The 24,579-nt window shown below is 32.8% G+C and carries 24 protein-coding genes; 9 read left to right on the top strand and 15 right to left on the bottom strand.

The window, feature by feature from the left end; translation table 11 throughout:
* Nucleotides 1-276: 276 nt before the first annotated feature.
* Both FPG59_RS04980 and FPG59_RS04975 read left to right on the top strand, forming a co-directional pair.
* A complete protein-coding gene (locus FPG59_RS04980; RefSeq protein WP_086453518.1) occupies nt 277-1,335 on the top strand; it encodes a hypothetical protein in 1,059 nt (352 codons plus the stop codon).
* 64 nt (nt 1,336-1,399) lie between these two features.
* Nucleotides 1,400-2,269: an SdiA-regulated domain-containing protein gene (locus FPG59_RS04975; RefSeq protein WP_086453517.1), complete on the top strand. Its 870-nt coding sequence runs from the start codon at nt 1,400-1,402 to the stop codon at nt 2,267-2,269.
* On the opposite strand, the gene FPG59_RS04970 is transcribed toward FPG59_RS04975, so the two are convergent.
* Nucleotides 2,252-5,977: a metallophosphoesterase gene (locus FPG59_RS04970; RefSeq protein WP_086453516.1), complete on the bottom strand. Its 3,726-nt coding sequence runs from the start codon at nt 5,975-5,977 to the stop codon at nt 2,252-2,254. The two genes, FPG59_RS04975 and FPG59_RS04970, sit on opposite strands and share 18 nt — an antisense overlap.
* 25 nt (nt 5,978-6,002) lie before the next feature.
* Between FPG59_RS04970 and FPG59_RS04965 the strand changes: the two genes are divergently transcribed.
* Nucleotides 6,003-7,181 (top strand): Pycsar system effector family protein, encoded by a 1,179-nt coding sequence (locus tag FPG59_RS04965; protein ID WP_086453515.1) that lies wholly within the window; start codon nt 6,003-6,005, stop codon nt 7,179-7,181.
* Between the two features lie 2 nt (nt 7,182-7,183).
* Here the strand turns inward: FPG59_RS04965 and FPG59_RS04960 are convergent, their stop codons facing one another.
* The 6 genes from FPG59_RS04960 to FPG59_RS04935 all read right to left on the bottom strand — a co-directional run bounded on the left by FPG59_RS04960 (nt 7,184) and on the right by FPG59_RS04935 (nt 13,043).
* Nucleotides 7,184-9,544 carry a GAF domain-containing protein gene (locus FPG59_RS04960; protein ID WP_086453514.1) on the bottom strand — a complete coding sequence of 787 codons (2,361 nt, stop codon included), beginning with the start codon at nt 9,542-9,544 and terminating at the stop codon, nt 7,184-7,186.
* 147 nt (nt 9,545-9,691) lie between these two features.
* Nucleotides 9,692-10,750, bottom strand: coding sequence for a nucleoid-associated protein (locus FPG59_RS04955; RefSeq protein ID WP_086453513.1), 1,059 nt, complete (start codon nt 10,748-10,750; stop codon nt 9,692-9,694).
* A gap of 47 nt (nt 10,751-10,797) precedes the next feature.
* Nucleotides 10,798-11,157: a four helix bundle protein gene (locus tag FPG59_RS04950; RefSeq protein ID WP_086453512.1), complete on the bottom strand. Its 360-nt coding sequence runs from the start codon at nt 11,155-11,157 to the stop codon at nt 10,798-10,800.
* A 77-nt stretch (nt 11,158-11,234) separates the two neighbouring features.
* Nucleotides 11,235-11,774, bottom strand: a complete 540-nt coding sequence (locus tag FPG59_RS04945) for a hypothetical protein (protein ID WP_086453511.1) — start codon at nt 11,772-11,774, stop codon at nt 11,235-11,237.
* Between the two features lie 245 nt (nt 11,775-12,019).
* A complete protein-coding gene (locus FPG59_RS04940; protein WP_086453510.1) occupies nt 12,020-12,415 on the bottom strand; it encodes a hypothetical protein in 396 nt (131 codons plus the stop codon).
* Between the two features lie 70 nt (nt 12,416-12,485).
* Nucleotides 12,486-13,043 carry a sugar O-acetyltransferase gene (locus FPG59_RS04935; protein WP_086453521.1) on the bottom strand — a complete coding sequence of 186 codons (558 nt, stop codon included), beginning with the start codon at nt 13,041-13,043 and terminating at the stop codon, nt 12,486-12,488.
* A gap of 279 nt (nt 13,044-13,322) precedes the next feature.
* Here FPG59_RS04935 and FPG59_RS04930 point away from each other — a divergent pair, with 279 nt between their 5' ends.
* The gene (locus FPG59_RS04930) at nt 13,323-15,482 is read left to right on the top strand and encodes a TonB-dependent receptor (protein WP_086453509.1); all 2,160 of its coding nucleotides are present in this window, start codon (nt 13,323-13,325) and stop codon (nt 15,480-15,482) included.
* A gap of 91 nt (nt 15,483-15,573) precedes the next feature.
* Here FPG59_RS04930 and FPG59_RS04925 read toward each other — a convergent pair whose 3' ends face one another.
* Nucleotides 15,574-15,867, bottom strand: coding sequence for a type II toxin-antitoxin system RelE/ParE family toxin (locus FPG59_RS04925; protein WP_086453508.1), 294 nt, complete (start codon nt 15,865-15,867; stop codon nt 15,574-15,576).
* Complete coding sequence (locus tag FPG59_RS04920; protein ID WP_086453507.1) at nt 15,860-16,102, bottom strand: hypothetical protein; 243 nt, start codon at nt 16,100-16,102, stop codon at nt 15,860-15,862. Before FPG59_RS04920 ends, FPG59_RS04925 begins: the two co-directional genes overlap by 8 nt.
* Before the next feature lie 223 nt (nt 16,103-16,325).
* Between FPG59_RS04920 and FPG59_RS04915 the strand changes: the two genes are divergently transcribed.
* The 5 genes from FPG59_RS04915 (at nt 16,326) to FPG59_RS04895 (ending at nt 19,781) form a co-directional block, all read left to right on the top strand.
* Nucleotides 16,326-16,946: a hypothetical protein gene (locus FPG59_RS04915; RefSeq protein WP_086453520.1), complete on the top strand. Its 621-nt coding sequence runs from the start codon at nt 16,326-16,328 to the stop codon at nt 16,944-16,946.
* Between the two features lie 53 nt (nt 16,947-16,999).
* Complete coding sequence (locus FPG59_RS04910) at nt 17,000-18,331, top strand: 2TM domain-containing protein (protein ID WP_086453506.1); 1,332 nt, start codon at nt 17,000-17,002, stop codon at nt 18,329-18,331.
* Complete coding sequence (locus FPG59_RS04905) at nt 18,322-18,636, top strand: 2TM domain-containing protein (protein WP_086453519.1); 315 nt, start codon at nt 18,322-18,324, stop codon at nt 18,634-18,636. Before FPG59_RS04910 ends, FPG59_RS04905 begins: the two co-directional genes overlap by 10 nt.
* 2 nt (nt 18,637-18,638) lie before the next feature.
* A complete protein-coding gene (locus FPG59_RS04900) occupies nt 18,639-18,947 on the top strand; it encodes a 2TM domain-containing protein (protein ID WP_086453505.1) in 309 nt (102 codons plus the stop codon).
* 66 nt (nt 18,948-19,013) lie between these two features.
* Nucleotides 19,014-19,781, top strand: coding sequence for a LytTR family DNA-binding domain-containing protein (locus tag FPG59_RS04895; RefSeq protein WP_086453504.1), 768 nt, complete (start codon nt 19,014-19,016; stop codon nt 19,779-19,781).
* 107 nt (nt 19,782-19,888) lie between these two features.
* On the opposite strand, the gene FPG59_RS04890 is transcribed toward FPG59_RS04895, so the two are convergent.
* The 6 genes from FPG59_RS04890 to FPG59_RS04865 all read right to left on the bottom strand — a co-directional run.
* Nucleotides 19,889-20,071 (bottom strand): CsbD family protein, encoded by a 183-nt coding sequence (locus FPG59_RS04890; RefSeq protein ID WP_086453503.1) that lies wholly within the window; start codon nt 20,069-20,071, stop codon nt 19,889-19,891.
* Between the two features lie 238 nt (nt 20,072-20,309).
* Nucleotides 20,310-21,083, bottom strand: a complete 774-nt coding sequence (locus FPG59_RS04885; RefSeq protein WP_086453502.1) for a CDP-alcohol phosphatidyltransferase family protein — start codon at nt 21,081-21,083, stop codon at nt 20,310-20,312.
* A gap of 58 nt (nt 21,084-21,141) precedes the next feature.
* Entirely contained in the window at nt 21,142-22,158 is a 1,017-nt protein-coding gene (locus FPG59_RS04880; RefSeq protein ID WP_086453501.1) for a heme A synthase, read from the bottom strand.
* A gap of 60 nt (nt 22,159-22,218) precedes the next feature.
* Nucleotides 22,219-23,646: a CCA tRNA nucleotidyltransferase gene (locus FPG59_RS04875; RefSeq protein ID WP_086453500.1), complete on the bottom strand. Its 1,428-nt coding sequence runs from the start codon at nt 23,644-23,646 to the stop codon at nt 22,219-22,221.
* A gap of 67 nt (nt 23,647-23,713) precedes the next feature.
* Complete coding sequence (locus tag FPG59_RS04870) at nt 23,714-24,274, bottom strand: L-threonylcarbamoyladenylate synthase (protein WP_086453499.1); 561 nt, start codon at nt 24,272-24,274, stop codon at nt 23,714-23,716.
* A partial coding sequence (locus FPG59_RS04865; RefSeq protein WP_176330697.1) for a glycosyltransferase family 4 protein occupies nt 24,271-24,579 on the bottom strand: 309 nt, incomplete at its 5' end. The genes FPG59_RS04865 and FPG59_RS04870, both read right to left, overlap by 4 nt.

Here is a 24,579-nt window from a genome sequence, read left to right as displayed (position 1 = left end):
TGCTTCACCTAAAATTTACTATTATTTTTATATGAATTTTCAACAATATCAAATATAAAGTTTAAATTCTCAATTCCTACTTTTTAAAACTTATAATTTGTAATTATTTTCTCTTTATAATGTTATTGAAATTTAGTTAATTATTTAAAAAAAATCACATAGATATTAAATTAGGGCACTACTTTTAAGAATGTTTTGGTCTTTAAATGCAATGTATTAGACAAGAATTAAGTTCTTCAGATACATTTTTATTGTATTTTTGAATAAAAAAGACTCATGAGTGATCCTATTATGGTTTTTAAAAAACCGTCTTATCCAATAAATAATTCTTTACAAGAATATTTAGAACGATTTGATAGGGTTTCAAAAGTAACTGTGTTTTATGATGATTTATTACGCTTTACAGGTTCTGTGACCGTATATGATAAAAATGACCAAGATACTTTGTGGATTAGGGTGTATTATAATGAGTTTGAACGTGAGGAAATTGACTTAAATTTAAAAAAGATATATTCCTTACTACACTCTGACGGAAATTTAGGAATACTCAAATTTTTGAATATTGACTCTATTGATTATTGCACTTTTGGAAATTCTAAACCATTTCGAATCAAAGTTAGAAACATATTAAATGATAATTACACTCATTTTTATGTAAAAAAAGCGGATGCCTCACGAGTTTATGGGTTGGAATTAGAACATATTCTTTCACCTGATAAAATCAATTTCTTGGTTTATAATGATACTCTTATTGAGGAACACATTATGGGAATCCCGGGAGATATTTTTATAAAAACTTTGCTAGCTGATTGTACCGAAACGGAAAAGGCTCAAATAGCCAAAGAGTTTGTAAAGTTTAATGAACGATGCATGATTCGATTGTTAGGGGATATGCGTGCCTATAATTATGTCATTGTTCCCATACATGATTTTGATCACGTAGTTTATAAAATACGTGCTATAGATTTTGATCAGCAATGTTTCGAAGGGAATTTTAAAGTATATAGGCCTCAATTTTTTAAAGAAAATTACCCCATGGTTAAACTGGTTAAAGAAAAGCTTCAAACCAGCTCCATTGAGCAGTACAAAGATGAAGAACGAGCAGTTCTCGCCAAAAGAATTTTATCCTCAGAAAACAGAATTAACAGATTACTCGAAATAATGAGTGCGGATACGCTTTCCACCGAAATTCATTTGGAACAATTAAAAATGGAGTTGTACCGGTATACAAAAGATCTCAATTTTAAAAAAGCAAAATCAATGGGAAGTATTATGGTTGCCGCTTTTGAGTTTATCACAAGGAATTATAAAAACAGTACGGTTTTAAAAAAGTAATTGTTAACTAGAGCGTATTGGTTATATTTGAATTGATTTTTATGGATTATCAAATTTATATAGTATGAAAAAATATATTTTTATCAGTCTTTTATTTGCTTCTTGTGAGCAACCATCACATACCATCACAGAATTGTATTCTTTACCAAAGAAACTCAAAGAAGTTTCAGGGATTATTTATACCCCAGAAGATGAATCCGTATGGGCAATTGAAGATAGCGGCAATGCTAGCGCATTATATAAAATTAACTCTACAGGTAAAATCACAAAAACAATATCCATAACTGATGCTCAAAACACAGATTGGGAAGATGTTACAATGGATAAAAACGGAAATTTATATCTCGGTGATTTTGGTAATAATGACAATAAACGCAGGGATTTATGTATATATAAATTAGACAAAAATTCTTTATTGAATGCTACTGCTGCACCCGTTTCAAAAATATCATTTTCATATCCTGAACAAAAACAATTTCCTCCAAATAAAAAAGAGTTGTTGTATGATGTTGAAGGTTTTTTTGAGATGAATAACAATTTTTATTTGTTTACCAAAAACAGAAGTAAAGGATTTGATGGTACGTCATTAATTTATAAAATACCGAATCAAGCCGGAAATCATACAGCGATTTTATTGGGTAGTTTTAAAACCTGTGACACCTATAAGTCATGTGCTATAACGAGTGCTATTATAAATCCTGATCAGTCAAAGGTAGCTTTGCTTACGCATGATAAAATTATTCTTTTCGAAAATTTTAAAGGCGATGATTTCTTGAGCGGTACCCAAACAGTTCTAGAATTAAACCATTTTTCTCAAAAAGAAGCAGCCACATTTATAGACAATGACAAAATACTACTTGCTGATGAAAAATATGGAAGTAATGGCGGTAAGGTTTACAAAACTACTTTAACACAACTAAAAACCAAATCCTAAACCAAAGGCAATACGAGCTTCCTCGCTTGCACTTTTAAAATAAGTGATGCGAGCTGTAAGTGCATTGAGACCGTTAAGCCAAATCCCTCCGCCAATGGATTGATTCCATTTTTCAGAGTTTTCTCCTTTTAGCCAAACGCGTCCGTAGTCATAACCACCTAAAATACCAAAAGTCATTGGGATAACGCTTCTTTTTATTTTACCAAGATTCATACGGATATCGCTACTATGATAAAAAGATTGATTCCCCAAGAAACGTTCATTTCTAAAACCTCTTAAATCATAATCACCACCTAGAGTTGCGCCTTGATAAAATTCGAAATTATTATTCAGTACTGCTTTTCCTCTAAGGATTGTGGCAAGAACTAGTTTTCCCTTAGCATCTATTTTATGGTTAAAGTTTATTTTACTTTCTAAAGTAGGGAAATTTCTTTTTAAATCTTCTAGATTTATTTTCCAACTTCCGGTAAAACTAATTCCCATTCCCATGGATGGAAATGCTGGGATGTCATAGTTTTCATAACTGTATTTCACACTTGCACCAGCAAAATGCTGATTTTCAAAAGCTTTAGGATTTACTTCGGGAGAGGAATCTACAAACCTATTGGTAGTTTCCTCTACTGTAATTCTTTCATAACTAGATTGTATCTGAAACTTGCTACCGTTAAGACCAATTTTATTAATGGATGGCATCACTTTCATCATTCGAATTCGAACACGGTTGTAATCCATGTCAAATAACTCCGAATCGTTTTTAGTTTCATTACCATACCCAAAATAATTGATTGTAAAGTTAGGGCTTGTAAAACGGGCTTCAAGATCAGCATCCCATTTGCCAAAGAGTTTTGGGAATTTCCCATTGTAAATAGCCTCATACCCACTTGTTGCAAAATAATAATTGGTTTTTAAAGAATGTTTATGAGTAAAAGGATTTTGCTTATAATCATTTACAATGTAGCCTGCTACTATTCCTATTTTTATACCATCATCGGGGTTAAACCCAATGTTGGGTAAGCCAGTAAAATAATTGTATTTTGGTTTTTTATAATCGTAAAAGCTATTGTCGTAATCGTCTATCAACCTTAACTTTGTTTTTGAGTCAAGAGTGTACGAATTGGTACGGGATTTAAAATCATGAATTTTTACTTGTTTACCGTTTTCAATAGTGTAAAGGTCTTCATTTTGACCGCCTATTAATCTTATTTTTATTCCAGAATTTGATGTTCCTTTTACTATGAATTCATCGTCATCATCTAAGCCATAAATCCATATTTTTTTAGTTTTATTGGCAGTAAAATTTCTGGAATACTGCAGTTCTTCCCCCGTTTTCTTTACTCGGAATACTTGAATAATTACTTTGTTTTTTTCTTCATTTAGAACTACAAATTTGTCTTTTTTATCAGTACCAACCAGTAATACAGTATGTTGTAATACATCATAATAAGTTGAAGCAGCAAGAGTAAGTTCTTTTTTTCTTGTTTTTAATTTTTGTTGTATGTCTGTAATTGTATAATCTAAAACTTCTTTAGGTAGTACTTTAAAAGCATCATCTATAGCACTATCTGTCAAGTTATCTTGAATGAATTTTGCTTGTTGTATCCATTCCTCCTTAGTAGACTTCCTCAAAAAAGCCAAATCCAGTGGATAAGCCTCTCTATTCATTAGTTTTACATTTTTCAAATTATTTTTAAACGACTGCATGTGTCTTAGTTGTACGTTTTTCATTAACACATAAACCAATGCACCATCATATTTACTGAATGCCTGATCTCTATCTCTAGGAATAGGTTTGTAAATAACTTTATCATTTTCGTGATATTCGCCCCAGCGCCATTGATCTTCATGCCTATCCCAATCTCCTATTAGCATATCAAATAATCTCGCTTTGATGTATTCACTTTCATCTACCGCGTATTTTTCATCCTTTCGCATGTTTTTTAAAACATCCTCTGTACTGACTATTGCTAGTGGTGTTCCAAAACTAGAGGTACCAATTTGATTTGTAGTTGCGCGTTCTTCTACCATATATAGTTCATTGCCATAAGTACTATTAAAATTTTGAAGCGCTGTGTGTTTAGGGATATAGTATAAAACGGGATTGGTATGCGCAACACCTATTTTTGAGGCCAAGTTACCTACTGCCAAAGGGGTATACGGATGTGCTGTGGTGTAAAAGTCTGAAAGTAAATTTTCTGCATAGGTGTCCTCAAATTCATCTTGTATGAATTGTTTTTTGAATGCTACAGCTTGTAAAAATCGAGTAGGACTCTTTTTTAAACTGCGCATCACATATTCTTTCCCAGCAGAATCAAAAAGTTGAAGGGAGTTAGATTGATGTCCACCTCCAGCACGTTTGGGCTGTAATCCTCCTAAAAGTGTATCTATAGTTGCTACAGGAACGTTGATGAGTTTGCTGTAATAATTGCGGTAGTGATTACCGAAAAAGAACTTATAAAACCCAGATTTTTTTGTTTGCTCAGGACTGTAAATGCTTGTATTTATAGTTTTTGGAAACGATTTTGAAAATACACTGGTGTCAAAATCTTTTTTTTCTTGTAACACTATTTTTTCATGAATGAGAGACTCTTTTTCTTTGCCAAAGTACATCACTTTTGAAAGCCCATTTTCAAAAACAATTAATTTGGCAAATCCATTTTTACCATACGAAAAATCTCCTTCTAAAATTGCTCTTGCTGCCTCAGATTTAGACCCAGCACCGCTAATAATTTGTTTGATATTATCTCTTTCTAAATATTGTAAGTTGTGATCATGACCAGAAACTACTATTAAATTTTCATGGTTTTGAAGCAATGTTTTAACGCGTTTGATAAACAGGTCATACTGCTTGTTTTGAATGTCTTGCGGACTTATACCAGATGTTTTTCGAACTAAATTGATGAGTGATCCTACTATTGGCAATGGAATTTTTTGCTCTAATGGGAAAAGTTGTTTTTCTAATGAAAATTGTCCACCATGAGAACCATTACTCATTAATGGATGATGCATTGCTATAATTACGGTTCTTTCTTGATTTTTTGACAATACATTTTCAAGTTCAACAAAAAAAGCTTCCCTTGTTTTAATGTTACAGTCCTCATTTATAGTGGGGCTTTTGTCCCAGTTTTCTAGAAACCATTGGCTGTCAATTGCAATTAAAATGAGGTTTTTATTGATTTCTAGTTCATCAATACCGCAACCATTGTTGGGCATAAATGATTTTTTTTCTTTCAAATATTCTGTAACAAATTTACCTTGACGCTCTAACCCTTTCAGGCCATTGTACCAGTCATGATTTCCTGGTATAAAAATAATTTTTCCTTTAAAGTTTTGAGATAATTTTAGTTGATTTAGTAGTTTCTCTTCAGCAATTAAGCGTTCATTTGCCGGATTGGTGTCTGGTAATCCTTTTGGGTAAATATTATCTCCTAAATATAGTAATGTGCTGTTTGCATTTTCTTTTTTTAATTGCTCCTCAAGCAAGCTCAACGTTTCTTTCGCCTTTGGTTCATTTGCGTTTCCTGCATCACCAATTAAATAAAAAGTATGTGCAATTTTTAGGCTATCTGTTGCGTTCTCATTTTGGTTTTTTGCATTTTTCCCATATTGTGCATGATACGTTGAACAAGATGAAAAAAGACAAAGAACAAACAGAATTGAAATTCCAGTTATATAAAAAGAATTAGAAGATTTATCCGAAAATAATTTCATAATTTAGTAGTGTAAAAAAATGTCCATGAATTTAATAGAACAAGCTAGGGGTCACGTTGAAAAACTCTTCAAAGATAAACTTTCTAACTCATTTACCTATCATAATTTACAGCATACTGTTCAGGTTGTTGAAGCCATTTCATTACTTGCTAAAATGGAAAATGTAAGTGTAAAAAATTTTGAAACTTTACAAATTGCGGCTTGGTTTCATGATACGGGATATACAAATTGTTATGATCATCATGAAGCAGTTAGTGTGTCTCTAATGCGTGATTTTCTATCAGATAAGGAAAAGTCATCTGAGTTTATAGATCAGGTAGCCTCACTTATAATGTCAACTAAATTTGGATATGAACCTCAAACACTCTTAGAAAAAATCATGAAGGATGGTGATTGTTTTCATCTTTCAGCACCTAATTATGCTACTACTTGTAATGATTTACGAGAAGAATGGGCGTGTTTGGATCAAAAAAAATTCTCAGATAAAGATTGGATTCTCGAAAATATTGATTTCCTTTCCAATACGCATCGTTATTACACAGATTATGCCCTTGAACATTGGCAACCACTAAAAGAAAAAAATAGTAAAAAACTTCAAAAGAAAATTAAAAAAATGGGATTGACCAAGGGTAAAGATCCAGAATTTGTTCCAACTAAAAAAGAAAAGGAAGATAAACCAGACCGTGCCGTTGATACACTTTTTAGGGTTACCCTCAATAATCACACTACTTTGAGCGGTATTGCTGATAGTAAAGCCAATATATTATTATCTGTAAATGCAATTATTATATCTATTGCGTTATCCATTTTAATTCCTAAACTAGACAGCCCTAAAAATGTACATCTCATGATACCTACTTTTATCATGCTGATGTCAAGTGTAACAACTATAATTTTTGCAATTTTATCCACTAGGCCCAAAGTAACAAAAGGAGTTTTTTCGCGTCAAGACATTGAAAATCAAAAAGTGAATTTACTTTTTTTTGGTAATTTTTATAAAATGCCTTTGGAGGAATACCAATGGGCTATGAATGAAATGATGAAAGACAAAGAGTATTTGTACAATTCTATGATTAAAGATTTATATTATCTAGGTGTGGTACTCGAAAAAAAATACCGATTGTTGCGATTGACTTATAATTTTTTCATGATTGGAATAATAATTTCTGTAATTGCATTTGTAATTGCATTCAAAATGGGGTAACATTAATTCCCTTTATCTAAATTATTTTCATAAAACTCATAACTAGTATCAATTTGAGTTTGGCTCGTATTACTTACTTTAACACGTATTGCTCTTAATCCTGATACACCCTGTAGCTCTTCAACTTCAAATTGTTCGATACCGGGCTCAAGTATTTTTTTGAATTGTAGAAATTTAATGTAGTTGAGATATTCTGTTTCTTCGTTATTGTGTGAGTATACAATAGTTATTTTCTCTTTTTCGGTAATTCGTTCTGAGGTTCCTTTTATATGGGCTTTATCAATTCGTTTTTTAACCACTTCATAGCGAGCATTGTAAGTGCCATCTACATCAAATCTTTTTTCATCCATTCTAAACCGTATAGAAATTGGAGAACTAAAAACTAGAATTAGCGATGTTACATCTAGTTCATAAGGCAATGAATATTTCAATTGATGGTGCTCTTTTTCCATTTCACATAAAGTTTGCAATTGCCACAACCTTAAATTGTGCAAATACAAGGTGTCAAAAGTTTTGTTTGGTGAAATGGTAGCGCCTATGTATAAGTTGTGTTCTACGCCATCCGTTTTAAAACGTTCGTAATAGTGAGGATAAATATTTTGTGCGTCGGCTTGTTTTTGATCTAAAATTGATGCCAGTTTTTTATTAATGATTGACAGGGCGTTATCAAACTTTTTCCTAGCATGATAAAACATTCCCGTTTTGGGATCTAGACTTTCAAAATAATTTTTTTCGAGTGTATTTTGATTGTCAGCCTGCAGAGTATTTCTTAAAATAGGATGGATTTCATTTTCTATATACAACTGCATTTGTTGTTCTGTATCGGCTTTTAACGGAGTATCTAGTTGCGTTAATAAAGTTTGCAATTCATAAGTGCGCTGCTCTGATAATACAAGATTAGTGTTTGATTGTTGGTTTTCAAATATTTTAATTAAAGCGCTTAATTGATTCTTCAAATCTTCTTTTACGGTTTCATTCCTGTGATTTGATGATCCCTTGATGTCAATTTGTCCATACAAAGGATAGACTTCTTTGAAAACTATTTCTTTAAAGTTGTAATCTTTAGTTTGAGTTTTAAAATAAGTAACTGCTTCTTTTTTGAATTTCCAGTACACACTTGGGTGAATGGCAGTGTATTCCCGCTGAATTATGGCTTCAATTTGATTTTGCATGTCATCATTATACCGTTCTAAGGTATCAATAACATAGGGTAAAATCATATTTAAATTATTGACATTAATGCTGTTTAACGCTCTAGATTTGCTAGAAACAAGCTCAATAATACCTAATAGTTTACCATTTTTTATTACTGGTGCTAGTATGCAACTTTTGATTTCTTGTGATAGCAAATAGTTTCCTAGTTTTTCATTGTTTATCTCTTGGGCAAACTGCTCCACATTAGAAATAATAAAAGGTTTGTTTTGATTTAGAATACTCTCTAATGAACATCCAAATAGGGAATTATTACAATCTACCTCTGGTAAATCTTGGAGTACGAAACTTCCTGTGACATCATAAGGTGGTTTGACAAATTTTTGTTCTTCTTCGTCAAACATTATAAATCCAACTTTTAAGTCTGAGATTTTAAAAATAGAACGAAAGATGCCTTCAAAATCTCCTGGATCCTCATTTGGTTCTGTTTTAGTTTTTAAAAGGTTACTTTTTAAGTTTGATACCGCATTTTCAATTGTAGCATCAAATAAGGATACAATTCCAAAACCTTTTAGGATCCAACTTTCTTTAGGGAATTTTTGTTTCCATAATGCAATGTCATCAAAGTTATCCATTAACAAATCTATTTCGCTAGTAGTTAATGGGAGGACATCTGAAGTTGGAATGATTTCCATAAAATCAGCATTGTACAAAATTCGATAATGCTTCATAATCCCATTTTTATCTGGAATATCATAAAACAAAGGCTTGTTGTATTCAAAATTTTGTTTGTAAAACGAATTTAAAATTAAAATACAACTCATGACATAAAATTGATCTTCATCAAAATCCCTAATGGTCATGTCAAAGGGTGTTCCTGCATTTTCTATTATTTTTTGAAAACGCTTAGAATAATTAAAAGTGAAATTTTGAAACGGAATAGTTACAGCTTTGATTTCATTTTGAGTTAATACAGTAGGAAATAAATCGGCTAATATGTTTTCTAATAATTCTTTATTTTTAAAAATCATTTCAAAATCTTCAATACCTGTTTTAAACTCAGGAAATGGTGCGATTTCTTGTAGCAATGCCTTGGCGTAATTAGCTCTATAATCTATAGGGCTATTTGCAATTTCCTCAAGCCCATCAATGAGTTTATGAAACGAAATAAGAGTTTTGAAAGGACTTTCTTTGAAAAAAAATTGTGACATTTAGAACTGATTTTTGAATCTGTAAATTTAGGAATAAAGTAAGTTTCAAATACTCGTTTTTTTCTTTTATTTCACAAATCAAAAGGCCCGCTATTACGGTTGTAATGGCGGACCTTTTTATAAAATCTTATTAAGATATTAATGCGATTAGCTTTTCTCCTCTTTGTTAAAGTAAACTAAATAGTAGTACATTTGTTTCTCTTCATCCCATCCTTTTTCTACAAATTTTTCTGCACTTTCGGGATTAATAAAGTCCATTTTAATTTGAATGTGGGTATCTAAATTGATAACATTTTTTATTGATTTTCTGGCATCAGATACTGCTGCATTAGCAATAGGGAAGGAGGTAACGTCCTCAATACTGTATTTTTCGCCTTTGTCGGTTTTGTAGTTTTTGAATTCAGGGATCAAATCAGGATTGTCTAAAACTTCATTCAAAAAGTTAGTTTCTTCAAACTGATCGTTTTTGGCAAAATAATTCACAGATCGGTTCATGAACATCACTTCTTCTTTTTTGTCTTCGGCAGGGAAAACCACATCTTTTGCAAAGTTTTGACAGAATTTCAAATACTTTTTAGTAATGAAATTTTCATCCTCAAAAGCATCTACTGATAAAAAATGCTCTAACCAGTATCTTGCATCATAACGGTTGCTATCTACGGTCAAAATTTTATATCCTTCTTCTTTTTTGTAATTAAAAATCAAACAACCTTTGTCAAGCTTGTTCAAACTCACACCTTGCTGCAAAATCATTTCAAGTTGAGAAGCTTTCTCTTCAAATTGTAAAAAGTCAGCCTGAATTTCACTCTTAAAAATACCTATAGCATCTACTACATTGTTGTCAATGCTTAAATTGGTTAAATAGGTTACGTACACCTCACCGTTTTTGATATGTGGGTGATTGGACTGCTCAAACAAATGCGTGGTGATTTTTTTTGAAACCTCGTGTACATTGTTCGGATTGTCAAAAATCTCAGTGGCGTATTTGAACATGTCATTGTAGTCTAAGTCAATTTCATGAGCAAATTGATAATAATTTTCTTCTTTTTCTCTAAAAGGTTTAAAGAAAAATTCTTTCATCAAAGGCACAATTTCGTCTTGCAACGCATACGGTTGCTCAGATAAAAAAATAGCTTCGTTTCTACTCTTGTTACCCACTCTGTGAATGGATAAATTTTCGATATGGGTGTTAAATAAGTTGATCATTTCTTTCTTTAAGGTGCTAAGTGAAAAGTTGCTGAGTTACTAAGGTTTTAATCTCTCTCTTTAATTTTATTGATGAACGAAACCAGCATTCGTTCAATCTCTCGACTATCTTCGTACAACGTAGTGAATTCATCTTCGTTTAAATAGTCTATGTTTTTTGCGATCTCTATTTGTGTTTGTAATTCAAATAATGATCCAATGGCTATATTTAAGAAACGTAAATATTCTTTACTGCTCTCTCTTCCAAACCCTTCGGCAATATTGCTCGGAATTGAAACTGAGCTTCGTCTTATTTGTGATGTTAATGCAAATATTTCTTCTTTTGGAAACTTCTTGGTTGAATTATAAATTTTAGTTGTTAATGACATTGATTTTTGCCAAATCAGCAGGTTTCTAAAATTGCTCATGGTGTGAAAATATTAAATTTAATTCATGTAAGAACTTTGCACCTCAGAACCTTAAATCCTTAGAACCTTACTGCAAACTAATTCCAATTCTCTTCAAAACCGTAGTCTTCAAAACTGTCATCGCCTTCAAACATGTCTAAGTCATCATCATCAAAACCATCTTCAAATTCATCATTGTAATCGTCGGCATTATCGGCTTCAAAGTTTTTTTCTAGTGCTTCATCGGGCATTTCACCGTGAGAGAATAAAGTTTCAGGATAGAAATTTCCAGGAACTTGTTCTTCAATAGCGGCAAGCTCTACAAGGAACGTCCACATGTTGATGAAGTCGTATACGTAAATGATTTTCGTATTTTCTTTATCTAAAATCTCTGATAATTTGTAGTCACTCATGGTTTTTTGTTCACCAGGAACATCGCCAGTATCAAACATCGGAATCTCATCCTCTTGATTCCACGTTTCATCACACGTATAAAAAGAAGCAACCTCCATCCCGTCAAAACCAAAGGAATTGAAAATAGCATTATGTAAATCCTCTAAAGTATCGTCTTCAAGTATTGCAATGTCTCTAAAAATATCTTCCTCGGCGTCTAGAATGACTCTAAATTTATAAACCATAATCGTTGTTTTTATTGAAAGGTCAAAGGTAAAATTTAATTTCAGTTTTCGATTTTAGTTTTTCGATTTGTTGATAAGATTTTTATTTTACTTGTTATCTTGGTAGTCAAGGTAACTACATATTTGCTTTTTCTTTTTTGGATAAAAACTACTTTTATCAGTTATAAAATAAAACTAAATAAGATTACTTCTAATTGAGTTTATGTCAAAAAAAAAAGCCTAATCACTTGATTAGGCTTGGTATTTTATTTTTTAGAGTCGGAGCAGATACCAACAATTTCATGAAAAATATCGTGTAGTCCCGTGATCGATTTTACAATCTCAGCATCTGTACCTTTATTGGTAACAATTTGGTTCAGTGATTTGCTATTGGCTTGCAAGCGGTTTACCAGTTCTGTAATAATTTCTGTTTTAAATTCAGCTGGAATTTCAGTTTTTTGCACTTTCGTAGCTTTTGCCAATAATTCATTAGAACGTGCTTTTATAGGTGCTAACTTTCCTTCTTCGGCAGGATGAAACGTTTCAGATAATACTTCGTGAAATTCTTTTATAGCTGGCCATTTATCAAAAGTTGATTGTGCAGAAACTGAGTTTGCAACAACAATAAGTGCTAATACTAGAAATGTTTTAAGGTGTTTCATGATGTTTGTTTTTAATTTACAAACAAATATAATAAAATTTATTTAAGGAAATTCGCTTTGATGCATTTCACTAAACGTTCAGTTCCCGAATCACCCGTGCTGGATTTCCCACCGCAAGTGAATTGTCCGGAATGTCTTTTGTCACTACAGATCCTGCGCCAATTACACAACCCGCACCTATCGTTACACCAGGACAAATAACGCTATTGCCGCCTATCCAGCAATCATCGCCAATCGTTATTGGCAAAGCGTTTTCTAGCGTTTTGCGTAATTCCGCATCAAGTGGGTGCGTAGCGGTGTACAATTGCACGTTGGGCGCTATAAAAACATTCGATCCTATAGTTACCGTGGCACAATCCAGCACCACACAGTTTACATTAAAATACACATTGTCGCCACACACAATATTATAGCCGTAATCACAATGAAACGGAGGCTCAATATATAAGTTGGTCCCCGCATTAGGAATCAATTCCTGAATAATTTCGCGCGCTTTTTTTGTCATTCTATACTCTGTCACATTCAAGCGATGCAATAATAACTTCGCACGTCGTCGGTCTTTTAATAATGTAGGATCACCAGCCGAATAATATTCGCCAGCAATCATTTTTTCCTTTTCTGATTTCAAATCCATTTGGTTTCATTTTTTTGGGCGTGCCCTCCGCAAAAGCTCCGGTCGGGCTATACGTTACAATCTTTCCTGTCCCTTTTTTGCAACGGGTCAGCAAAGGATTTTCACTGCTATCCCTCACGTATTTCGTAACATACTTATCTTTTGCAACTAGGTAAATATAGCCTAAAATTAAAAATCCCACAACTCAGCATCCATTTTCAACAGTTGAGTAAGGTTCTGTTTTCAAAGCTTTTTTTCTGAGATACTTTTGGGTCATCAAATTATCACAATATTATGAAAACCACACTCACATTTTTATTTTTAGTAGTTAGCTCGTTTCTTTTGGCACAAAAAACAATATCAGGTAAAGTAGTTGATGAGAAGGGAAAGCCTGTTGCAGGGGCTAATATTTTTATAGAAGGAACCTATGACGGCGCTACAAGTTCTGATTCTGGTAGTTTTAGTTTTACAACCACAGCTACGGGAAATCAAACCTTAGTAGTTAGCTTTTTGATTTACGAAACTTCAAGAACTGCAATTGATGTGGCTACTTTTACGGATAAAACTATTAAACTAAGTTCAAGTGTTACAGCGCTTGATGCTGTTGTTATTACTGCCGGTACATTTGAAGCGGGCGATAAATCGAGAGTTTCGGTGTTAAAACCTCTAGATATTGTGACCACAGCAGGATCAGCAGGGAATATTATTGCGGCTTTGCAAACTTTGCCAGGAACACAAACAGTAGGCGAAGACGGAAGATTATTTGTTCGTGGTGGCGAGGCCAATGAGACACAAACATTTGTAGATGGGATTAGAGTAGCGCAACCTTATGGCTCAACTACCAACAATTTACCTACTCGTGGCCGATTTTCACCGTTTTTATTTAGCGGAATCGCTTTTTCTACCGGTGGCTATTCTGCAGAATATGGCGAAGCATTATCCAGTGTGTTGTTACTCAATACGCAGGATAATCCAGATCAAAACAAAACCGAAATTAGTTTGATGACCGTAGGTTTAGGAATTGGGAATACCCAAAAATGGAAAAAAAGTTCCTTGAGTGTGAATGCTAATTATTTGAATCTTGCTCCTTATCAAGCTGCGATTCCTCAAAACGTAGATTGGAACAGTCCTTTTCAATCGCTTTCGGGAGAAACGGTGTATCGCTATAATTTCAACAACGGAATTTTAAAAGTTTACGCTGCATTTGACGCTTCAAAATTTGATATCAATCAAGAAAACATCAATGCTCCAAAGAAAATAAGAGTAGATTTAAACAATAACAATTTTTATTTTAACACGTCTTACAAAGGAGTTTTTGGGAACAACTGGCAAATCACCTCTGGATTGAGTTATGGCTACAGCAACAATGTCATAAACTTAGATTCAGATAAAGTGAACAATGAAGAAAATGCAGCACATTTTAAAGTGAAGTTGAAAAAAAGTTTCTCAGATCGATTAAAACTGTCTTTTGGAGCTGATTATTTTGTTACCCAATTCCATGAAGATTTCAGCCAAAGTTCAGGTATGGTTTTTAACAGTGGATATGATTCAAACATAGCAGCAGTGTACTCTGAGGCTGATATTTTCTTCTCTAAAAAATGGGCTGCAAAAGTGGGAATACGCGCAGCAAATAATAGTGTTTTAAACGAAAACGCTATTTCGCCAAGAGTTTCTTTTGCATACAAAATGGCTAAAAACAGTCAATTTTCATTTGCTTATGGCGATTTTACTCAAACTCCTAACGCTGATTACCTCAAGTATACCGTAAATACTCCTTTAGAAAGCGAAAAAGCATCACATTATCTTTTAAACTTTCAGTATGCTAAAAACGGAAAAACTTTTAGAGCCGAAACCTATTACAAAAACTATCGTGACTTGGTAAAATTTGATACTGATGTAGCTGCATTTAATTCAAATTTTAATAATTCTGGTTCAGGATACGCTACAGGTTTGGACTTGTTTTGGCGCGACAACAATTCAATCAAAAATCTTGAGTATTGGATTTCCTATTCCTACATTGATACCAAAAGAGATTATAGAAATTTCAAGGCCACAGTCACACCAAGTTTTGTTGCTGATCACAGCTTGTCGATCGTTACAAAATACTTTATTACAAACTGGAAATCGCAGATAGGATTTACGAATTCTTACAGTTCAGGTCGCCCGTACAACAATCCCAATGAAACAAAATTCATGAACGGTAAAACGAAAGATTTTAACAATTTAAGCTTTAATTGGGCGTACTTATTGGCTCCGCAGAAAATTTTATATTTCTCTGTCTCAAATATTTTAGGAACTCAAAATGTATTTGGGTACGAATACGCTAAAAATCCAAACAGCGCTGGCATTTACAACCGTAGAGAAATCATTCCAACCGCAGATCGTTTTTTCTTCGTAGGATTCTTTTGGACCATCAGCAACGATAAAAAAGACAATCAGTTAAGGAATCTTTAAATTAGTCATAATGTCTTAAAGTCAAAGGTCTAAAGGCCTGATATATGTAAACTCATGTTACTTTATGACTTTAGACTTTAAGACTTTCATCTCAAATTAAAGTTGTAGGATGCTGTCTGGTGTCATAAAGCCGTAAAATGTCAATAGTAGTGTCTGTTTCTCTGTAGTAAAGAGAATTTTGTTTGGTGACTATACACTTTCTAATTTGGAGTTTTTTATTGATAAACGGGAATTGCCCAGGGTTTTCTTGGATTAAAGTAATGCAATAATCCAAATGGTCAATAAAGTTTAAACAAACTGATTTGTTCCATTTTGCATCAAGATATTCTAATAGGTTAGCAAGGTCTTTGTCAGCAAATGAAGACCACCTGATTGCCTTATTCATATCTTGTTTTGTATTTATCCAAAACAGTTTGATGATTAAGACCAGAATTTGAATCCAGTTCTTCTATTGCGTCTTGTAGTCCTTGTTGCTGAGCTAATGACATTACTTCCCATTCATTGCCATTATTCTCCGAATTAATAAAATTTAATAGTAACCCGTACACTTTCTCTAGTTTGGTTTTCTCCAAATTATCGATTTCACGGAATAATTTTAATTTTAATTCAGCAGTGCTCATCTTCAAGTCTTTTTATCAAAATTACAAATAAATATCTATTCAAAACACAACTCATCCATTAAATTCTACAGTTCGGTAGGAATCAATTTTTAAGCTTTAAAAAGCAATCTACTTTTGAAGTGTAATTAAAACAAAGCGTTTCAAACATTATATCAAATAATCTTAAAATCAAAAAATTATGAAAACAACAATGAACCAAAATCCAATTAAAACAACTAAAGTTATGAGTAAAATTATTGTTACCATCGTATTGTTTATCAGTTCTTATATTTCGGCTCAAGGCCAATTTGAACAAGGTATGGGTAAGGCACTTCAATTGTGGGGTGAAGGAAAAAGTACCGAAGCATCGGCTTTATTTGAAAGAATTGCAGCTGCTGAAAAATCAAGCTGGTTGCCTAATTATTATGTGGCACTGGTAAATACAAATGCTGCTTTTGGCACAAAGGATAAAGAGCAAGTAAGTTTATTGCTTGATAAAGCTCAAAAAGCACTTGATGTTGAAATGGATAAAAACCCTAATAATGCAGAGTTGCTTGTGGTTCAAGCTATGATTCATACTGCCTGGATTGCTTTTGATCCCATGACAAACGGACAAAAATTAGCTGGACCTGTAATGGAATTGTACGCAAAAGCAAATGCCATTGCCCCTGAAAACCCAAGAGTAGTGTTTTGCAAAGCAGAATTTGAAATAGGCGGAGCGAAATTCTGGGGAACGGATACGAAACCAATGTGTGCGCAAATTGAAAAAGCTATTGGACTTTTTGCTACTTTTAAACCTGAAACAGTTTTTTCACCTTCATGGGGATTAGAGAGAGCACAAATGGCTCAAAAAAATTGTAAATAAAATTAAAACAATTGACGTTGCTGTGGCTAGCAGGAAACTAAAGAATTTATAAAATGAACTTATTTCTTCAACAATTACAAAAAGCATTCAAACTAACCTTAGTAATTTTTGTCTTAATGCAATTATTTACGGTAGTTATGGGCGGTACAATAGGATTTAACCAGCGATTGCTAACTCACTTTTTGTTCACGGCTTTGTATACGCTCACATTATATGGTACCAATGCACTTTTTTTTATAAAATTGGACGCTTTATTTGTGGAACGTTTTTCTAAAAAGAGATTGTTTGTTGGTTTTGCGGGCTCGGTTGTCCTGTCTTTAATCGTAATTTTTTTATTGCACTTGTTTGAAGAAGTAGTCTATAACAACAAAAGTTTGCAAGAGTTTTTGGAAAATGAAAACCCAGAGAGCTACATTGTATCCAGTATTATAACTTTTTTTGTTACGCTAACCATACATGCTATTTATTTTTACAAAGCGTATAATGAGAACAAAGTCAAGGAACAAAAAATTATTGCTGGTACAGCCAATGCAAAATTCGAAAGTTTAAAAAACCAAATTGACCCACATTTTTTGTTCAATAGTTTGAATGTTTTGAGTTCTTTAATCGAAGAAAATCCTGAAAATGCACAACGTTTTACCACCTCTTTATCTAAGATTTACCGCTATGTTTTAGAACAAAAGGACAAAGAGCTTGTAAGTGTTGCCGAGGAATTGGCTTTTGCCAAAACCTATATGAATTTATTGAAAATGCGATTTGAAAACAGCATCACCTTTCAATTACCAACTGATTTTGATAATTTAGAAGCTAGGGTAGTGCCATTATCTTTACAGTTATTACTAGAAAACACCATCAAGCATAATGTAGTAAGTGAAAATAAACCTTTGCAAATAACTATTTTTATTCAGGATAATTACCTGGTAGTTCAAAACAATTTGCAAAAAAAAGAGGTTTTGCAAGACCGTCAAGGAGTTGGATTGCAAAACATTGTGAGCCGTTATGCCTTGCTATCAAAGAGAAAAGTTTTAGTAGAACAAACGGAAACAGACTTTAAAGTGCTGATTCCTATTTTAACCAAACAAATAGCCGCTATGGAAACAAATACAATTAGCAACGAAAATTTAGCCTATGCAAGAGCTAAAGAAAGAGTAGAAAGATTAAAAGGATTTTACGGAAATTTAATTTCGTACTGTATTGTAATCCCCATTTTAATCATCGTTAACCTGAGTTCGCCGCATCCTTTTCAATGGTTTTGGTTCCCGCTTTTGGGCTGGGGAATGGGACTCACGTTTCACGCACTCGAAACCTTTGGCTACGGCAAAAATTGGGAAGAACAAAAAATTCAACAGATTTTAAACAAAAACAAAACAAACAAATGGAACTAAATAAACCAAACAATAGCGAATTTGAGCAGTATCAAATCGCTAAAAAGCAAGTGGAGGAGTTAAAAGGGTTTTATTCACATCTTGCTTCATTTATACTTGTAAATGGAATTCTGATCCTAATAAATTTTAGGTATTCTCCAAATTACATTTTTTTCCTTTGGACTTTCGGAAGTTGGGGTATTGGACTTTTATTTCACGCCATTAGAGTTTTCAATTGGCTTCCATTTTTTGGACAAAATTGGGAAGAAAGAAAAATCAAACAATACATTCAAGAAGAGAAAAACAAAACTAATACCTACGAGTAATCATGACAACAACAGATCAAATAGCGTACGATAATGCACTAAAAAGAGTTCGAAAAATTAAAGGTTTTTATACGCACCTTATTGTTTACATAGTCATTAATATAATGATTATAGTGTTGAATACACAAAACCTGAAGCCAGACGAAAGCTATTTTCAATGGAAAAATTTTGCTACTGCTTTATTTTGGGGAATTGGTTTAGCCGCACATGGATTATCGGTTTTTTTACCGCCAGTATTTTTAGGACGCGATTGGGAAGAGCGTAAAATCAAAGAACTAATGGAGAAACAAAAAAACTCGAATTGGGAATAACTAAATTCTTATTTTTACTCAGCAATAAAAGCCAAACAATCATTTATAAAGCAAGCATAACCATTCATGACAACATTAATTATAGAAGACGAGAAACCAGCTGCACGACTTTTACAACGTAAAGTGGAAAAGTTAGGCGTACAAGTACAAACGATGCTTCATTCTGTAGAAGAAGCGGTCGAATGGTTTTCTGCAAACGAACATCCCGATTTGATTTTTTTAGACATTCAATTATCTGACGGTTTATCGTTTGAGATTTTCGAAAAAGTTGAAATTAAAAGTGCTGTAATTTTTACAACGGCTTATGATGAATATGCATTAAGGGCTTTTAAATTGAATAGTATTGACTACCTCTTGAAACCAATTGATGAGGATGATTTAGAAGTGGCTGTTGCCAAATTTAAATCGCTTTTGCCTAAACAAGAAGTACCTATTCAAAACCTCGCAATTGATTTTGAACAAATCAAAAAGATGCTATCCAATCCTTTTGAAAAAAATTATAAAAAACGTTTTACCGTAAAAATAGGGCAGCATCTCAAAGTAATTTCAATAGATGAAATTGAATGTTTTTTTAGCGAAAACAAAGGCACATACATTCACACGTATGATAACAGAAATTATTTAATAGATGTTACTCTAGAAAATTTAGAACAGGAATTAGACCCCAAAGATTTTTTTAGAATTAGCAGAAAGTTTATAATTCCTATGAAAGCAATTAAGGAAATTGTCCTTTATAGCAACTCTAGATTGAAGGTTGTTTTACCCACTTACAAAGAGGATGAGGTAGTTGTAAGTCGTGAAAAAGTAACTGATTTTAAGACTTGGATAGGATAGTTTTTTTGTAGTCCAAAAAAAGTGTTTATAGTACCGTTTTTAAAAAGAATTCAAATCAATAATATTTTAAAAACGGTACTATAAACACTTGTCCCTGTAATCAAAAACTAGTCAAGTAAAGATTTAATTTCTTTTTCTGTCTTGCCTAATTTTTGTTGTAATTTACCCCACATTACATCTTCTTTACCCTCTTCGTACAATAAATCATCTTCAGTAAGATCGGCAAATTTTTGTTTTAATTTTCCTTTCAACTCATTCCAGGTTCCTTTAATTTCATTTGAATTTGGCATAATATCTAATTTTAAAATTACTATTTGTTATTCACAAATTTGGTAAAATTTAGTTGTTTAAATGTTATACAATTCTTTAAATGTATTGCATAATTCCAATAGCTAATAGTATTTAATACTTGTTTACAACATGCGTTGATTTGAAATAAGGTGTTAAATTATAGCTGCAATTGTTTTGTTTTAAAGTTATGGTAATGTGGTTTTTAGTTAATAGGTATAGATATTGTCTATGATGGGTTTATGCCTTAAAAACAAGTTTTCTAATACCTATTAAGACTAAAATAAAAGTAGTGTAAAAGATAAAGAAAGGTATGATGTACTCAATGCAGTCAAGCGCAAGTAAAACTGCAATTAATAGCAATTGAAAGCCTAGTCCATATATAGAAAGCAAGGTCATAAACCAGTTAGGGAATGTTTTTACTTTGTATGCATCAGGATCAAGAGCGTGTATGATTTTATCAAAAACTCCATAAACTATGGTGTAGATGGCGAATAAAATATCTACTGATTTTTGTGTTTCTCCCGGTAAAGCTCGTGGAGATTTATGCTCAAATATTTTGCTTGTGGTATCCCCTCCTACAGATTTTGTTCTTAAAATAACATAGTAATAATTGTATAAAGTACCTTGTAGTTGAATACCAATAAAGGCTAAAATTGTAGGAAGTAAAGTGGTTTTAGAAACATAGCAAATGGTCATTAAAAACAAAAAATTCAATACAATATCAAACACGCTATCAAGATATCTACCCGTGTAAGAAGGCGTTTTTTTTAACCTTGCAAGCTCACCATCGGCAGCATCAATTCCTGACTTTAGGATTAAGAAAAATGCAGCCCAAAAGTAATGTCCTTGCAAAATACTATAAATGGCTAATAGTCCAGAAATGCCAAAAAGGACCGTAACATGAATGGGAGTGAAGCGCGTATCTTTTAATTGGTTGGCAAGAAATTTTCCAAAAAATCTCCCGTAATCTGATAAATCTAAAAATTTATCTTGAGCTGCAAGTTTAGACATTTTAATAATTAGTAAGCAAAAAAAGATGTGACAATATAGTCAAGAACGGATTTTAAAGTTATTTTTTTCTTTGTGAATATGACTCTAAAACCAAATAAAATTGAACCCCAAAAAGGAGGGTAGCAAGAACAATATGTATGGTTTGTGTACCAAAAGGGAAATCAAAATAATACATTGCAATGCCCGAAATAATTTCAAAAGCAAGCAGGAACATGACCCATTTTAATTTGTTTGCATTTAAATTTAGTTTGCTATTCATATAGAATAAATAAGCATTTATAGCCAGTACAAGTATCGAAAAAGATCTGTGAATGTAAAATTCTACAGTTGGGTTTTGAAGCCACATGACCTCTGGCGCTCCTGTTTTAGAAACAATGTCAACATGTTCTCTTACATCTGTACCCAATACAATCTGTACGATTGTTAGTGCTAACGAAACAAGTAAAATAGTATTGAATTTTGTTTTGAATACCACGGGTTTGTTATTTGTTTTCACACTGTAAATAACCACAAGTTGTATGGCTAGGATTAACAAAGCAGCGAGCATGTGTGTGGTAATTTTATACGGACTCAGGTCAGAATCTACAACTGTTTTCCCTAGCCAAGCCTGAAATGCCATAAGAACACACACAAAAAAGGACATGTAAATAAGATTTTTTTGTTGTTTTCTATATCCAAAAGAAAGCACTAGTGTTATAATACATGCAATACCGGCTAGGGCACCAAAGAGTCTATTGATGTATTCTACCCAAGTGTGAATAGGATTAAAAATGGCATAATCGTGTTTTTGATAAGGTGTCCAATTAGATGTTTCAAAATTTTCTTTAGCAACAAAATCCTCTTTAGCAACTAATAATGATTCTTCTTTTATAATTACTTGGCCTTTATTGTACTCTTTTTTCGGTGTAAACAAAAGCTCTTTTTGGTCTGTTGGCGGAATATAATAACCAAAACATTTAGGCCAGTCAGGGCAGCCCATTCCAGAACCAGTCAATCGAACAAAGGCACCTGCAAAGATGACTAGATAAACTAAAACGAGAGCTATTTTTGCTGATTTTAAAAAGTATTTTTGCACAAGAATTGTATTTTTTTGTAAAATTATCTCATTTCATTGGAGTAAACGAATACACAATAGTTAAACTTTGACTAAACCTAATTTAGATGCTTTTTTTAGCATAAAATCAAAAGCTGCATCGTACTCATTTGGGATTTCACCCTCAAGGATTGCTTCTTTAATTGCTTCTTTGATGATACCAATTTCTCTTGATGGTTTGATATTGAAATGTTCCATAATCTCCTCTCCTGTAATAGGAGGTTGAAAATTACGAACCTGATCACGTTCCTCTACTTCCACAATTTTTTTGCGAACTATTTCAAAATTTTTGTGGTATTTTTTAAATTTATTTGGGTTTTTAGTAGTGATATCAGCTTCGCATAATGTCATTAAATTCTCAACATCTTCGCCCGCATCAAATACCAATCTACGCACCGCACTATCTGTTACGGTATCTTGAGAAAGTACAATGGGTCTGGAACTCATCATGACCATTTTTTGTACAAATTTCATTTTATGGTTTAGCGGCATATGCAAACGTTCAAATATTTTTTTAGCCATTTTCCCACCTAGAAATTCGTGTCCATGAAATGTCCAACCTTGTTTTTTAGTGAAACGTTTTGTGGGAGCTTTGCCTATATCGTGTAATAAGGCAGCCCAGCGCAACCATACATCATCTGTATTTGGGCATATATTGTCAACTACTTCCAGCGTGTGGTAGAAGTTATTTTTGTGGGTGTGACCTTCTATTTCTTCTACTTGATTTAAGGCTGTTAATTCAGGTAAAATTAGATCTAAAAGTCCGGTTTTGAATAGTAATAAGAACCCAATAGAAGGTTTGTCAGTAGAAAGTATTTTATTCAATTCATCTACAATACGTTCTCCTGAGATAATTTTGATTCGATCTGCATTCTTTTTGATGGATTGAAACGAATTTTCTTCGATTTCAAACTCTAATTGGTTCGCAAAACGAATGCCTCTCAACATCCGCAACGGATCATCAGAAAAAGTAATATCTGGATCCAATGGTGTTTTAATTATTTTGTTTTTTAAATCTTCAAGACCGTTAAAAGGGTCTAATAATTCTCCGAAATTGTCTTTATTGAGTGATAATGCAAGCGCATTGATTGTAAAATCGCGTCGGTTTTGATCATCTTGAAGCGAACCGTTTTCAACAATAGGATTTCTACTATCAGATTGATAGGATTCTTTTCTGGCGCCTACAAACTCAATTTCGGTATCTTCAAAACGTAACATTGCTGTTCCGTATGTTTTGAAAACCTGAACTTTTGGTTTGTTAGGAAGCAATTGAGACACTTTTAAAGCCAACTCAATTCCGCTACCAACAGCAACAATATCAATGTCTTTTTTAAAGTTTCTATTCAAAAGTAAATCTCTAACAAAACCACCAATTACATAACTATCCACGTTAAGTTCTTGAGAAGCTTGAGAGATGACTTCGAAAATTTTATTATTTAAGGCTTCTTTATATGAAGTTTTAATGCTCATTTTAAAAATGTTTAAAGTCTAAAGTCTAAAGTTGTTAAACTGAAAACTAGAAACTGAATACTGCAAACTATTTCCGAATCACTTTTACCTGAGAATCATTAGTCAATTTTATGATTGTCGAAGGTTTACCGGCTATTTTGTCGCGATGCAAATTTACAACATAGTCTACACCTTTTATAATTTCTGGACTAATATCTTTAAAAGCAATAGGGGTAGGTTGGCCCGAAATATTTGCTGATGTTGAAACCAGTGGCTTTTTCATCTTTTCCATTAACTTAAAGCAAAAAGGCTCTTTTACAATGCGGATACCTAATGAGTTGTCTCCTGAAACTAAATTTGGAGCTACATTTCTTGGTTTGTCTAAGATTATGGTCGTAGGTTTTTCGGACAGATCAATAATTTGCCAGGCTACTTCAGGAATATCCTTAAAAACATTGTACATCATTTTTTCTCCGTTCATCAAAACAATCATGCTTTGTGTTTCGGCTCTTTGTTTGAGTTTGTATATTTTGGCAACAGCTTCAGGATTTGTGGCGTCGCAACCTATTCCCCAAACGGTGTCTGTTGGGTATAAAATAATACCTCCTTCTTTTATTATTTCGAAAGCGTTATGTATTTCTTCGTTCATTTAAAATATGTTTGCATTTGTTTATAAGAGCTTTCCCAAGTAAATTTTTTGATCAATTGGTTACCTGATTCTGAAATTCTATACCTCAGTTCATTATCCTCAATTAATTTAAGTATGGCATTTGCTAATTCATTTGGGTCATTTGGCGGAACCATCAAAAAATGTTCACCATTTACTCCGTAATCTCTATGTCCTTCTATATCAGTTATAATTGTTGCACAACCGCACAGCATAGCTTCCGCACGCGGTAATCCCCAGCCCTCCGTTAAGCTAGTTGTTATAAATATGCTTGAGTCATTATATAT

Origin of the sequence: Flavobacterium sp. FPG59 (assembly GCF_002150205.1) — a bacterium.
Classification (GTDB): Bacteria; Bacteroidota; Bacteroidia; order Flavobacteriales; family Flavobacteriaceae; genus Flavobacterium.
The sequence above is the reverse complement of the archived record's forward strand: the minus strand, read 5'-3'. Positions and strand labels throughout refer to the sequence as shown.